The following is a 13,132-nucleotide window of genomic DNA, read 5'->3' on the forward strand; positions in this document are numbered from 1 at the left end:
GTCACCGCCGGCGAGTTCGCGGTACGGTCCGCAGACAGCGGCTCCCCTCCCGGGCTCTGGACCGGGGCGGGGAGCCGGCGGAGGCCGTGAGCTCGACATCCCGAGGGCGCGGTTACCCTTTCCGGGGGCCCGCGTCCGGCGGGTGACCGGCTGCCGGATATCCAGAATGGGCGTCATGAACCGCAGCGATACGCAGATGAAGGCAGTGGTCATCCCCGAGTTCGGCGAAGCCGAGGTGCTCCGCCTCGCCACCGTGCCGGTGCCCGAACCCGGGGCGGGGCAGGTCGCCATCGACGTCGCCTTCGCGGGCGCCAATTTCGCCGAGGTTCTCTACCGGCGCGGCGTGGTCGATGTCGCGCTGCCCTTTGTGCCCGGCATCGAGGTCGCGGGGCGGATCCGCGCCGTGGGCGAGGGTGTCGGGAACCTGGTGGTCGGGCAGCCGGTGGCCGCGCTGACGATCGTCGACAGCGGCGGCTACGCCGAGGTGGTGGTCACCTCCGCGGACCTGGTCGCCCCGCTGGACGATCTCGGCATGGGCATGGACGTTGCTGCGGCGCTGCCGTCCAACAGCACCACCGCGTTCCTCGTACTGGACCGGGTGGCCCGCCTGGAGCCTGGGCAGAGTGCACTGGTGCACGCGGCGGCCGGTGGCGTGGGCAGTCAACTCGGACAGGCCGCCCGGCAGTTGGGTGCGGGTCGGGTGGTCGGCACCGTCGGCAGCGCGGACAAGACCGAGACAGCCCTGGGCTTCGGCTACGACGAGGTGATCCTGCGTGACCGGATCGCCGACGCCGGTGAGTTCGACGTCGTGGTCGACATGGTGGGCGGGCCGGCCCGACGCGCGAGTCTGGACCGGCTGGCCCCGATGGGACGCCTGGTGGTGATGGGCAACGCGTCGGGTGCCGACGACGTCGGTATCCCGGCCAACGAGCTGTGGTTCACCAACAAGACGGTCTCCGGCTTCAACCTGGCCGCCTTCTCCGCCGCTTTCCCCGAGGACACCGGCCGGGCCCTGCGCCGCGCGGTGGCGGCGGCGGCCGCCGGAGACCTGCGGGTGCAGGTCGAGTCCCTGCCGCTGGAGCAGGCCGGCGAGGCGCACCGCCGCATCGAGTCGGGCAGGACCACCGGCAAGCTCGTGCTCGGCGTCCCTGCCCGTGGCGTGTGATCGGCCCGTCTCTCCAGGCTGCCGGCGGAAGGCCGCATCAGCCGTCCCGTACGTCCTGGCTTGCCGGCGTGGCCGGGGTGGGGCGGCCGGCGGCGGCGCTCAGCCGGAACGCGCCGCGCAGGCCGTGGAAGACCGCCCTTGCGTAGGCGCCGGCGGCGATGGCAGGGGCGGCGGCCCACGGGTGGCCGGGTATGCCGGCCCAGAGCGCGAAGAGGGCGGTCAGCAGGACTCCGGTCAGGCCGGCAAGCGCGTTGCGCAGGGGTGAACTGCCGAGCACTGCTGCTGGCGTCGCTGGGGGAGAAGTGCACGGCCGAGCCGGCGGGAGCGCTCGCGGCCGTCAGGTCGATGTTCACCCATCCCGAGGCGGCCAAGGCGGTGCGCGACGCCATGCTCACCGAACAACGCCAGGCCACCGGGACGATGCCGGGGCAGGATGCGGACCTGCGGACCGCGCTGATCGGGGCGCTGACACTGGGGACCGTCATCGGGCGGCACCTGCTGAGCCTGGACGGGCTACGGGACGCGCCGCCGGAGCAGATCACGGCATTGCTGCGCCGGCCGTTCCACTCGATCCTCCACGCCGAGTGAGGTCCGGAAGCAACGGCTCGATCCGCGCCCACTGCTGTGACCGGGAAGGTTCGCCGGGGTGGTCGGGCGAGTGCGTACGCCCGTCCGGTTGCGCCGGAGGAAGGCTCGCCGGCAGCGGTCGACGCCTTCCGCATGCCGCGCGTGCAAGTGTGCTGCCCGCTCCGGGATCACACCGGACATATCGTGACGAAGCAGGTCATCGAAACGGCGGCTGTCAGGTGGCACAGTGAACGAATCCGACATCGACTTCGAGGCTGTCTTTCAGGCGTTGCCGAGTCCAGTGGCCTTGTTCACCACGGACCTGGTGTACGCCGATGTCAATGAGGCCTTTCTGCGCAGCATGGGGCGTACGCGTGACCAGGTGGTGGGCCGTCACCTGTCCGACGCCTTTCCGGATGATCCGGAGAACCGTGCGGTAACCGGCATGCGCAAGCTGCAGGGGTCATTGCGGTGGGTGGCCGCCACCGGGGAGCGCGACGCCATGACGCTTCACCGCTACGACGTGGAGGACCTGGACCGGCCCGGGGTCTGGCAGGAGCGTTACTGGAGCCCGGTCAACGTCCCTGTCTTCGACGCGGACGGGCGGGTGGCGCTGCTGCTGCACCTGGAGGAGGACATCACCGACATCGTCCACGCCCAGGACGGCGACAACCGGGCGACAGCGCTGGAAGCCATGCTGTACCACGAGGCCCTGGAGTTGCAGGAAGCCAACGTACGGCTGCGCGAGGCGCACGCCCGCGAACATGAAGTCGTTCTGAGGCTGCAGGACGCGATGCTTCCCACACTCACGCCCTTGCGGGACCACCTTGCCGCGGTGCGTTACCGTCCGGCTGCCGCAGCACTGAACGTGTGCGGGGACTGGTACGACCTCGTCGAACTGCCCGACGGCCGTACGGCCGTGGCAGTCGGGGACGTCGTGGGCTACGGCCTGGCAGCCGCCTGCGTCATGGGCCAACTGCGCAGCGCCCTGAGCGCCGCCTTCCGCATCTCCGATGACGGCCCCGCCCGGGCCCTTGACGTCTTCGGTCAGTACGCCCGGTCCGTCAACGGTGCGGAATCGACGACGACGGTCCTCTGCGTCATCGACGGCGCCCACCGCGTCATCGCCTACAGCAGCGCGGGCCACCCTCCACCGGCACTGCTGCACCCCGACGGCACCGTGGAGTTCCTCGACCGGGCCACCGACCCCCCGCTCGGTGCCCGCCTCGAGCACAGCCCTCGTCCCCAGAGCAAGGTGCCGTTCACCGAGGGAGCCACGCTCGTGCTGTATACCGATGGGCTGATCGAACGGCGCCGTGAGGACATCGACGTCGGCCTGAACCGGCTTGCCGCCTCCCTCACCCGACACCGGGGCGCCGACCCCGAAGCCCTCGCCGACGGCCTGCTGGACGACCTGACCCCACCTGCCGGTGCCACCGACGACATCGCCCTGGTCGTCCTCCGCCTGTGAGCTGGAACCTCCCGGCGAGCTCGGAGTGGCCGAGGTCGGATGACCGTCTTCGTCGCGCGCATCCGGACCGCGGTGACGCGACTCTCCGGATGCCTGTCGGACTTAAAGATCATCTCATGGGGGGTTTCTGGCTATCCGGGTCATCCCCCTGCATTGCCGCCGCCGCTGGCGTGCCCGCGTCTCCGCCGGCTCGCGGCCGTGGTCCTATGGACCGCGTATGAAGAGGACGAGCTTCTTCGCCGCCGTCGTCGTGGCCGCCATCGGGTGCACCTTCGCCGCGACGCTGGTCTCGGGCGGGTGGTGGCCGGCCGCGGGCGTACTGCTGGCGCTCACGGCGCTCGGCGTGTGGGACGTGCTCCAGCGCCGCCACTCGGTGCTGCGGAACTACCCGCTGGTGGGCCATCTGCGCTTCCTGCTGGAAAAGCTCCGTCCCGAGATGCAGCAGTACTTCATCGAGCGGAACTTCGACGGCCGCCCCTTCGACCGCAACGTTCGCAGCATCGTCTACGAGCGGGCCAAGGGCACGGACGCCGAGGAGCCCTTCGGCACGGAGCGCGACGTGGAGGCCCCCGGCTCCCGGGCAGCTCCTGGCCGACCCGCCCCGGGCCTGGGCCGCGGACTGGGCGGCGGCCGACCCGGACCGCTTCACTGTCTGAAGGCCCCGGCCCGCCCGCAGCTCTCCGTACCGGAAGGCGCTGGAAGCCGGCGCCGCCCCGCTTCTCGTCGCGAGAGGCACCGTCGCTCCAGGCGCGGAGTGCCGAGGCAGTCGCTCAGGACGCCCGGAGTTCCGGCGTGCGCGATGGCCGGGAGGAGAACCACGCCGTGATCACAACGCCGGACTCTCCCGGAGAAGTCCTCGTCATGGTGAGCTGGAAGCGAAGGCCACGTCCCGAAGGACCTCGACCTGGGGAGAAGGCTGGTGTCCAGGGGGGGACTTGAACCCCCACGCCCTAATACGGGCACTAGCACCTCAAGCTAGCGCGTCTGCCATTCCGCCACCTGGACCAGTGGGCGCCGCGCGGGTGTGGCCCGCCGCGACGGGTACACCCTAGCAAACCCGGGGACCGCCGCGATCACCCTCCGGGTTGGGTCGGGGGGCCCGGCGGGGCAGGATGGGGCGTGGACCCCGAACGTGCCAGGGAGGCATCGTGAGCCAGCCGGAGAACGCCCGTGGCAGCACCGTCGAGCGCGCGGAGAGCGAGGTCGTCGACCTCTGCCGCGAGCTGATCCGGATAGACACCAGCAACTACGGCGATCACTCCGGGCCGGGGGAGCGGGCCGCCGCGGAGTACGTGGCGGAGAAGCTGGCCGAGGTGGGGCTGGAGCCGGAGATCTTCGAGTCGCACCCGGGGCGGGCGTCGACCGTGGCGCGGATCGAGGGCGAGGACTCCTCGCGGCCCGCGCTGCTCATCCACGGGCACCTCGACGTCGTGCCCGCCAACGCCGCCGACTGGACCCACGACCCCTTCTCCGGCGAGATCGCCGACGGCTGCGTCTGGGGGCGGGGGGCGGTGGACATGAAGGACATGGACGCCATGACCCTCGCCGTCGTACGTGAGCGGCTGCGCGCCGGGCGTAAGCCCCCGCGGGACGTCGTGCTGGCCTTCCTCGCCGACGAGGAGGCCGGCGGGCTCTTCGGGGCCCGGCACCTGGTGGACACGAAGCCGGAGCTGTTCGAGGGGGTGAGCGAGGCCATCGGGGAGGTCGGCGGCTTCTCGTTCACTGTGAACGAGGACGTGCGGCTGTATCTCATCGAGACCGCGCAGAAGGGCATGCACTGGATGCGCCTGACGGTCGACGGGACCGCCGGGCACGGCTCGATGACCAACCGTGACAACGCCATCACCGAGCTGTCCGAGGCGGTGGCCAGGCTGGGGCGGCACGAGTTCCCGGTGCGGCTGACCAAGTCCGTACGCGGCTTCCTCGACGAGCTCGGCGACGCCCTCGGCGTCGAGCTGGACCCCGAGGACATGGACGCCACCCTCGCCCGGCTCGGCGGCATCGCGAAGATCATCGGCGCCACCCTGCGCAACACGGCCAACCCCACCATGCTCGGCTCCGGCTACAAGGTGAACGTGATCCCCGGGCAGGCGACCGCGCACGTCGACGGCCGCTTCCTGCCGGGGCACGAGGAGGAGTTCCTCGCGGACCTCGACCGCATCCTCGGCCCGCGGGTCACGCGCGAGGACGTGCACGCGGACAGGGCGCTGGAGACCACCTTCGACGGGGCGCTGGTCGAGGCCATGTCGACGGCGCTGAAGGCCGAGGATCCGATCGCGCGCGCCGTGCCGTACTGCCTCTCCGGCGGCACCGACGCCAAGTCCTTCGACGACCTCGGCATCCGCTGCTTCGGCTTCGCGCCGCTGCAGTTGCCGCCGGAGCTGGACTTCGCCGGGATGTTCCACGGCGTCGACGAGCGGGTGCCGGTCGCGGGCCTGCAGTTCGGTGTCCGGGTTCTGGACCGGTTCCTCGACGCCTGCTGAGCTGGGGGTTCTCCGCGACGGAGGCGCGGTCGCGGGCGGAGGGCGTACGCCGCCGAATCGGTCATCCGTGCTCATGGGACTGAATAGGGTGAATGGCGCGAGCGGCGCGTGGCTCGATACCTGCCTCGTCGTTGCATTGGGTGCGGTCCGCTGCTGGGGCCGCACCGTCAACGAGGAGGAAGAATGATCAAGAAGGTTGTCGCCGCGGCGGCCGCCACGGGCGGTCTCGTGCTTGCCGGCGCAGGCGTCGCCGCCGCTGACGCGGGCGCCCAGGGGGCTGCGGTGCAGTCCCCGGGGGTGCTCTCCGGCAACGTCGTGCAGGCCCCCATTCACGTCCCCGTGAATGCCTGCGGCAACACCGTCAACGTGATCGGTCTGCTGAACCCGGCGTTCGGCAACACCTGCGTCAACAAGTGACGTTGAACCTCCAGTAAGGGTTGTGACCGTACGGCCCCGGAGCGCGGAGCAGCGCTCCGGGGCCGGACGGGCTTTTGGACGAGCGGGACGGGGACGGCCCGGCCGCTCGTGTACTCAGAGCTCAGAAGGCAGGAAAGACCCATGCGACATGTCGCAAGGAAGGGCCTGTTCACCATCGCCGCCGCAGGCGGAATGCTGGTCGCCGCAGGTGCTGCGGCCGCGCAGGCGGACGCGGGCGCCGAGGGCGTCGCGACGAACTCCCCCGGCGTCGCCTCCGGCAACACGGTGCAGGTGCCGGTGCACGTACCGGTGAACGCGTGCGGCAACACGGTGAACGTCGGCGGGGCGCTCAACCCCGCGTTCGGCAACAAGTGCGTCAACGGCGGCGGCACGGGGACCGGCGGCGGCTACGCCACCGGCGACCGGACCGCCGACCAGGCCGGCGACCGGACCGGTGGTCAGGCCACCGGCGGTCAGCCCGCCTCCGGCCGGACCGATGACCGGACGGACGGCCGGACCGGGGGCAACGACACCGGCGGCGGCGCCCAGGCCCAGGGCGCCGCGGTGCAGTCCCCGGGCGTGCTCTCGGGCAACGCCGTGCAGGTGCCCGTGGACGTGCCGGTGAACCTGTGCGGCAACTCCGCCAACGTCGTCGGCCTCGGCAACGCCGCGTTCGGCAACGAGTGCGCCAACGACAGCACCCCCACGCCGCCCAAGCACGACGAGCCGACGCCGGACAAGCCGGATCGGCCCGACGTGCCGGACACCCCCGAAAAGCCGGTGGACCGGCCCGAGGTACGGCCGCACACGCCGAACCACGAGACGCAGGCCGCGCCGGTCACGGAGCAGCTCGCGGAGACCGGTTCCGACATCCCGATGGGAGCGATCATCCCGATCAGCGGCGGCTTGCTGCTGGGCGGCGCGGTCCTCTACCGCCGCGCTCGCGCGTCCGCGGCATGATCACCGCGGCGGCCTGAAGCGGTAGCCGACGGCAGGGGGCGGGTCCGTGAGGCGGACCCGCCCCTTCGCCGTCCCCGCCCCGCCCGGCACCTTCGGTGCCGGCCCGGGCGGGGCATAGAGAAACCGCAGGTCAGCGGCCTGTTATCGGTGGCGGACAGAGATCCGCCGGGCTCACCACGTCGCTCGTACCTGTCTGATGATCCGGCGTCGCAGCCGCGCCCTGCGACTGCCGTCGGGATACAGCCTGAGCCGGTGCAACTCCCAGTGCCCGTACTCGGCTTGGTCGGTCAGCAGCCTTGCCGCAGCGGTCCGGGAGACGCCCCGCGGCACATAGACATCACGAAACTCGTATTCCGGCATCGCATCCATTGTGCGGAAAGTGCCTCGCTCCGGATAGCGTCTGCACTATGTCTGATGCTGCGCAGCCTACGGCTGCCGAGGTACGCGCCGCCGCGTCGGTGCTGAAAGCCGCGATCGACCGCCACCTCGAAGCGGTCGAGCGCCGGTCGGGCGAGGAGGGCTCCGCCGTCTATGCCGCCTTCGAGGAGCTGGCAGCGGCAGCCGAGGCGTACGACGAGGTGTTGTACGAGGTCCACGACGAAGTGACCCCCTTCGAGATCCCCAGCAGCGACACGCTGCCCGCCTACACCGGGCCCGACGAGCCGGGGGCGCTCAGCGTCCTCATCCGCCGGGACTACACCGTGGCGGAGCCGCACCGGCTGCTGGCTCAGGCACAGCGCATCGCCGACCTCGACCCGGATGTCGCGGGCGTGGAGGACGCCGACGACGGGGAAGCCGTGGGCAGCAGCCTGACGGCGGCCGTCGGGGTGCTCTTCGGTGAGTTCGAACCCGACGAGATCGCCTCCCGGCACCGGGAGTTCGGCCTCTCCGAGGGCGACTCCGCGGTGTGGGTCGCCGCGGCGGAGGAGCCGGCGGAGCCGGGGGAGTGGCTCTCGGCGCCGTTCGACCAGGTCGACCCCGAGCTGGTCATCTGCCGCTTCGACGTCAGCGCGTCGTTCGACGACGAGCTGGACTTCGACGCGGAGGACGACGCGGACATCGACGACGAGGCCCCGGACGCCGAGGTGCGGCAGCGGGCCGGGCGCGACGTGCTCGACGACCTCGACGATCTCGATGACGGCGACGACGAACTGGAGCCGGTGGACACCGGCCGCTGATCGGACCGAAGGCCCGGCGCCGAAGCGCCGGGCCTTCGTCCGTTCCGGGGTAGCTCCCGTCCGCCCCGCCGTCCGTGCCGCGTCAGGCGCGGGTCTGGGCCTCCAGCAGGCCCCGCAGCCGCGTCGTGCGCCGCGGGGCCGGCACCTCCGCGAGGCGCCGGGCCAGCGCGGGGCCCGCGCCGTGCACGACGGACAGGTGCCGCTCGCCCCGGCTGAACGCCGTGTACGCCCACGCGCGGCTCAGCGCCGCCTCCGCGTCCCCTGGCACGACGACCACCGCGGCGGGCCAGCGCCGTCCCGCCGCCTGGTGCGCGGTCAGGGCCCACCCGTGCCGCACGGCCTCGGCGACCCGGTCCGGCCGGACGACGACCGCGGTGCCGCCGCAGTCGAGGTGCAGCCCGGCGTCGTCACCGGAGGTGACCAGGCCGGGCACGGCGGTGCCGGGGGCGGGGACGTAGACGACGCGGTCGCCCGCGTCGAAGCCGCCGAACGCGCCGGGGCCGGGGTTCAGCCGTTCCTTGAGCGCCGCGTTCAGCACCCGGGTGCCGGCGGCGCCGCCGTGGCCCACGGCGATCACCTGCGTGTCCGCGGCGGGCACCCCGAGAGCGCGCGGGACGGAGTCGGCGACGAGCTGCACGGTGCGGTGGACCGCCTCGCCGGGGTCCTGCACCGGGACGATCACCACCTCCTTGCCCGGGGCCGCCACGGCCTGCAGCTCGCCGGCGCCGACGCCGGAGACCAGCTCGCCGATCGGACCGGGGTCGGGTGTGCGGGACGTCACCCGCGGGCAGACCCGCGCGGCGGCGACGTCGGCGAAGACCCGGCCGGGGCCGGCGGACTCCAGCAGTCCCGGGTCTCCGCTGAGGACCAGCCGCGCGCCGTCGGGCAACGCCTCGACGAGGGCGGCGGCGGCTTCGGCGTCGAGCTGCGGCGCATCCAGCACCGCCAGCACGTCCACCCCGAGCAGCCCGTCCGCGTCGCGCCCGGGGCCCTCCCTCCCCGCGAGCAGCCCGCGCACGGTCACGGCTCCGGCGGCCGGGTCCGTGCCGGGTACGGAGCTGTCCGCCACGGCGAGCGCATCCGGCCCGGGGGCCACCGCGGCGAGCAGGGCGGCCAGGCGGGTGCGGCCGTCGTCGGTGTGGGCCGCCGCGTACGCACGCAGCCCCAGGGCGCGGGCCGCGGCGACCAGCGCCGCCGGTTCCGCGCGGGCGGCCTCGCCGCCGCTGTGCAGCACGAGCCCGCTGCCCGCGGCGGCACGGATCAGCTCGGCGGCGGAGGGTGAGGGCGCGGCGCCCGCCGCGGCCTCCCACGCGTCTGCGGCCACGGCCCGGAGGCCGCCCGTGTCCCCGTCCGGCGGGCCGTACGGGGCGCCGCTGCCGCCGGGACCGCCCGGGGCGCCGTACGGGCCGGCCGGCGTCCCGGGGCCCTCCGCTCCGGCCCCGCCGCTCGCCGGGCCGTCCGCGTCGCCGCCGTCCGCGGCCGGGCCCGCCGGCGGCGTGAACGTGTTGACGAGCCGGGACAGGCCGTCCGCGAGACTTTCCTCCGCCATCGCGTACCGCTCCAGGCCGAGCAGGAGGCGTACGGGGACCTCCTCCTCGCCCTCCTGCGGGTCCTGCGGGCCGGGTGCCGCCGCGGGCGGCTCCTCGCGCTCCTCGAAGACCAGCACGCCGCCCGCCGACGCCGCCTCGCGCAGCGCCTCCTCGGCGTCCGGCACCCCGTATCCGGACAGGGCCTTCGCCAGCGCAGGGAACTCCAGCGCCGTGTGCCCCCTGAGGGCCGCCTGCGCCAGCAGCCAGCCCACCAGCGCCTCCACCCGGCGCTCGTCGCCGGGCTCCGCGGACTCCAGCAGCCCGCGGGCGAACTCGTCCGCCTGCGAGGGCCGTACGCCCGGCACCGCGAGCAACTGCCACGGGTCCGTACGGAGCAACTCCGCCGCGCCCTCGCCGACATACCCCGCGACGCGGGCCGCCGGCTCTTCTGGCGCGCCCGCGCCGGCGAGCAACTGCCGTACGGCGGCCACCGCCTCCGCGCTCGGCTCCGCCGGACGAACCGGCTGCCCCTGCCCGGGGCCGTCCGTGAGCCCGGCCCCGGCCGGGGCCTTTGGCGCCGCGCTCGTCTCCGCCGCCGGAGCGCTCCGCACGGGCCGGGGGGCGGGCGTCCGCGCGGGAGCGGGGAAGAACGCGGCGGCGTCACGCTCGCCGCTCTCCACGGCCCGTACGGCGGCCAGCAGCTCCGCCGCCTTTCCGGTCAGCGCCGCCCCGCTCGCGACGGGCACGGAGGCCCGACGTGACCGCTTCCCGCCCCCGCCGCCGTCCTCCCCGCCCCCGCCGCCGTCCTCCGGGCCCCCGGTCCCGGTGCGCGCCGGGTCCTCCGGCTGCTCACCGGATCCGCGGGTCCCCGCGTCCGGGGCGGTCCCGCCCGGCTCCGCGCTCCCACCGGGCCGTGCGCCGCCGCCGGTCCCGGCGCGTCCCCCGGACGCGCCGGGACCCGCACCCGTCGTCCCCGGTCCCGTGCCCTCCCCGGCCGCCGGTTCCGCGGATTCCCGTGCGTCGTTCACAGCGTGCTCCAGTCCTGATCGGGATAGCGGTGCACGGGCGCCGACACGTCGTCCAGCGCCTGGCAGATCTCGTCAGGAAGCGTAAGACCCTCCACCGACAACGCGGCCGACAACTGCTCGGCGTTGCGCGCCCCCACCAGCGGCGCGGCCACCCCCGGCCGGTCCCGTACCCACGCGAGCGACACCTCCAGCGGCGTCACCGCCAGGCCGTCCGCCGCCGTGGCGACCGCGTCGACCACCCGGCTCGCCTCCTCGTCCAGGTACGGCGCGACGAACGGCGCCAGGTGCTCCGAGGCGCCGCGCGAGCCCGGGGGCGTGGCGTCGCGGTACTTGCCGGTCAGGACGCCGCGGCCGAGCGGCGACGACGGCAGCAGCCCCACGCCCAGGTCCAGCGCCGCCGGCAGCACCTCCCGCTCCACCCCGCGCTGCAGCAGCGAGTACTCCATCTGCGTCGACGCCAGCCGGCTCCGGCCGCCCACCGCGCCCGCGCCGCCGCCCGCGGCGCCGGCGAGCTGCCAGGTCGCGGCCTTGGCGAGCTGCCAGCCGCTGAAGTTGCTCACCCCCGCGTAGCGCGCCCGGCCGCTCGCTATGGCGGTGTCGAGGGCCTGCAGGGTCTCGTCCAGCGGCGTGTACGGGTCGAAGGCGTGCACCTGCCACAGGTCGACGTAGTCGGTGCCGAGCCGCTCCAGGGAGGCGTCGAGCGCGCCGAGCAGGTGCCGCCGGGAGGCGTCGAAGCGGCGCTCGGGGTCGGGCACGCTGCCCGCCTTCGTGGCGACGACGATGTCCCGCCTCGGTACGAGGCTCCCCAGCAGGCGCCCCAGCAGGTACTCCGCGCCGCCGTCGGCGTACACGTCCGCGGTGTCGACGAGGGTCCCGCCGGCCTCCCAGAACGTCTTCAGCAGTCCGGCCGCCTCGGGCTCTCCGGTGTCCCGCCCCCAGGTGAGGGTGCCCAGTCCCATGCGGGAGACGCGAAGGCCGGTGCGGCCGAGTTGCCTGTGCTCCATGGGCGTTGAGGTTACTGGGGACGGCGCGCTGCGCGGTGGGGGACGGTCACGCTAGAGTCGCAGAGAAATATTACCCACCGGTACGACACCTCGGCGCGTGACGCCGGAGAGCAGGGAGGCCCGCATGCGGCTCGGGATCAACCTCGGCTACTGGGGCGCCGGCATGGACGCCGACAACCTCGCCGTCGCGCAGGAGGCCGACCGCCTCGGCTACGAGGTGTGCTGGGCGGCCGAGGCGTACGGCTCCGACGCGGCCACCGTGCTGAGCTGGGTCGCCGCCAGGACCGAGCGCATCGACGTCGGCTCGGCGATCTTCCAGATCCCGGCCCGCGCCCCCGCCATGACCGCGATGACCGCGGCCACCCTCGACGCCCTCACCGAGGGCCGCTTCCGCCTCGGCATCGGCGTCTCCGGGCCGCAGGTCTCCGAGGGCTGGTACGGGGTGGAGTTCGGCAAGCCGCTCGCCCGCACCCGCGAGTACGTGGAGATCGTGCGCAAGGCGCTCTCGCGCGAGCGGCTGTCGTACGCGGGCGAGCACTGGACGCTGCCGCTGCCCGGGGGTACCACCCAGGACGGAGGCTCCGGGGGAGGCCCCGGCAAGCCGCTCAAGCTGACCGTGCACCCCGTCCGCGAGCACATCCCCGTCTACATCGCCGCCATCGGGCCGAAGAACCTGGAGCAGACCGGCGAGATCGCCGAGGGCGCCCTGCTCGTCTTCTACTCGCCGGAGCACGCCGAGGAGACCACCCTGCGCCACCTGCGCGCCGGGCGCGCGAAGGCCGGCAAGGCCCTGGAGGGCTTCGACATCGTGCCCACGGTCCCCATGGCCGTGGGGGACGACGTGGCCGCTCTCGCCGACGTCTTCCGCCCGTACACGGCCCTGTACGTCGGCGGCATGGGCAGCGCCAAGCAGAACTTCTACAACCGGCTCGCCGGGCGGATGGGGTACGAGCGCGAGGCCGCCGAGATTCAGTCCGCCTACCTCTCCGGCGACAAGGCCGCCGCTGCCGCCGCCGTGCCGCAGGAGCTGATCGACGCCACCACGCTGATCGGCCCGGTGGAGCGGATCGCGGACCGGATGCGCGCGTACGCCGAGGCGGGGGTGACGTCCCTGTCGCTGGCGCCCTCCGGGTTCACGCGGGAGGAACGCATCGCCGGCGTACGGGCCGGGGTGGAGGCGCTGGAGCGCGCGGGCCTCGCCTGAGCCCGCGGTGCAACACCGCTGAGCAGGGAACGGGCGGCTCCGCGGCCGTGACGGGGGCTCGGGACCCTCCCCGCCACGGCCGCCACTCCACCCAACGCGCCGCGCCCGCATCGGTTACGGGATCGC

Annotated in this window: 12 protein-coding genes, 1 tRNA gene and 1 pseudogene; 9 read left to right on the forward strand and 5 right to left on the reverse strand. The window is 73.8% G+C overall.

Annotated features, from left to right (window positions below):
- Positions 1-175 precede the first annotated feature (175 nt).
- Complete coding sequence (locus I003_RS0117895; RefSeq protein WP_027772758.1) at positions 176-1,165, forward strand: zinc-binding dehydrogenase; 990 nt, start codon at positions 176-178, stop codon at positions 1,163-1,165.
- Positions 1,166-1,202: 37 nt separating this feature from the next.
- Here I003_RS0117895 and I003_RS32575 read toward each other — a convergent pair whose 3' ends face one another.
- Complete coding sequence (locus I003_RS32575; RefSeq protein WP_486584267.1) at positions 1,203-1,442, reverse strand: hypothetical protein; 240 nt, start codon at positions 1,440-1,442, stop codon at positions 1,203-1,205.
- Between I003_RS32575 and I003_RS32580 the strand changes: the two genes are divergently transcribed.
- The 3 genes and pseudogenes from I003_RS32580 to I003_RS34925 form a co-directional block, all read left to right on the forward strand.
- Positions 1,427-1,753, forward strand: coding sequence for a TetR/AcrR family transcriptional regulator (locus I003_RS32580; RefSeq protein ID WP_486584268.1), 327 nt, complete (start codon positions 1,427-1,429; stop codon positions 1,751-1,753). The two genes, I003_RS32575 and I003_RS32580, sit on opposite strands and share 16 nt — an antisense overlap.
- 226 nt (positions 1,754-1,979) lie before the next feature.
- A complete protein-coding gene (locus I003_RS0117910) occupies positions 1,980-3,203 on the forward strand; it encodes a SpoIIE family protein phosphatase (protein ID WP_027772759.1) in 1,224 nt (407 codons plus the stop codon).
- Between the two features lie 217 nt (positions 3,204-3,420).
- Positions 3,421-3,777, forward strand: a pseudogene (locus tag I003_RS34925) (FMN-binding glutamate synthase family protein); the annotation flags it as partial.
- A 343-nt stretch (positions 3,778-4,120) separates the two neighbouring features.
- Here the strand turns inward: I003_RS34925 and I003_RS0117920 are convergent.
- Positions 4,121-4,208 (reverse strand) — tRNA-Leu (locus I003_RS0117920).
- Positions 4,209-4,351: 143 nt separating this feature from the next.
- Here I003_RS0117920 and I003_RS0117925 point away from each other — a divergent pair.
- From I003_RS0117925 to I003_RS0117935, 3 genes are all read left to right on the forward strand, one after another.
- Positions 4,352-5,686, forward strand: coding sequence for a M20/M25/M40 family metallo-hydrolase (locus I003_RS0117925; protein ID WP_027772761.1), 1,335 nt, complete (start codon positions 4,352-4,354; stop codon positions 5,684-5,686).
- A gap of 183 nt (positions 5,687-5,869) precedes the next feature.
- Positions 5,870-6,103, forward strand: a complete 234-nt coding sequence (locus I003_RS0117930; RefSeq protein WP_027772762.1) for a chaplin — start codon at positions 5,870-5,872, stop codon at positions 6,101-6,103.
- 141 nt (positions 6,104-6,244) lie between these two features.
- Positions 6,245-7,063: a chaplin family protein gene (locus I003_RS0117935; RefSeq protein WP_027772763.1), complete on the forward strand. Its 819-nt coding sequence runs from the start codon at positions 6,245-6,247 to the stop codon at positions 7,061-7,063.
- Positions 7,064-7,234: 171 nt separating this feature from the next.
- On the opposite strand, the gene I003_RS0117940 is transcribed toward I003_RS0117935, so the two are convergent.
- Positions 7,235-7,423: a DUF5703 family protein gene (locus I003_RS0117940; protein ID WP_027772764.1), complete on the reverse strand. Its 189-nt coding sequence runs from the start codon at positions 7,421-7,423 to the stop codon at positions 7,235-7,237.
- 47 nt (positions 7,424-7,470) lie between these two features.
- Between I003_RS0117940 and I003_RS0117945 the strand changes: the two genes are divergently transcribed.
- Positions 7,471-8,241: a hypothetical protein gene (locus I003_RS0117945; protein ID WP_199784317.1), complete on the forward strand. Its 771-nt coding sequence runs from the start codon at positions 7,471-7,473 to the stop codon at positions 8,239-8,241.
- Between the two features lie 82 nt (positions 8,242-8,323).
- On the opposite strand, the gene I003_RS0117950 is transcribed toward I003_RS0117945, so the two are convergent.
- Positions 8,324-10,798 carry a helix-hairpin-helix domain-containing protein gene (locus tag I003_RS0117950; protein ID WP_027772766.1) on the reverse strand — a complete coding sequence of 825 codons (2,475 nt, stop codon included), beginning with the start codon at positions 10,796-10,798 and terminating at the stop codon, positions 8,324-8,326.
- Positions 10,795-11,802 carry an aldo/keto reductase gene (locus tag I003_RS0117955; RefSeq protein WP_027772767.1) on the reverse strand — a complete coding sequence of 336 codons (1,008 nt, stop codon included), beginning with the start codon at positions 11,800-11,802 and terminating at the stop codon, positions 10,795-10,797. Before I003_RS0117955 ends, I003_RS0117950 begins: the two co-directional genes overlap by 4 nt.
- A gap of 124 nt (positions 11,803-11,926) precedes the next feature.
- Between I003_RS0117955 and I003_RS0117960 the strand changes: the two genes are divergently transcribed.
- Positions 11,927-13,006, forward strand: coding sequence for an LLM class F420-dependent oxidoreductase (locus I003_RS0117960; RefSeq protein ID WP_027772768.1), 1,080 nt, complete (start codon positions 11,927-11,929; stop codon positions 13,004-13,006).
- The last annotated feature ends 126 nt before the right edge of the window (positions 13,007-13,132 follow it).

Source organism: Streptomyces sp. CNQ329 (assembly GCF_000482585.1).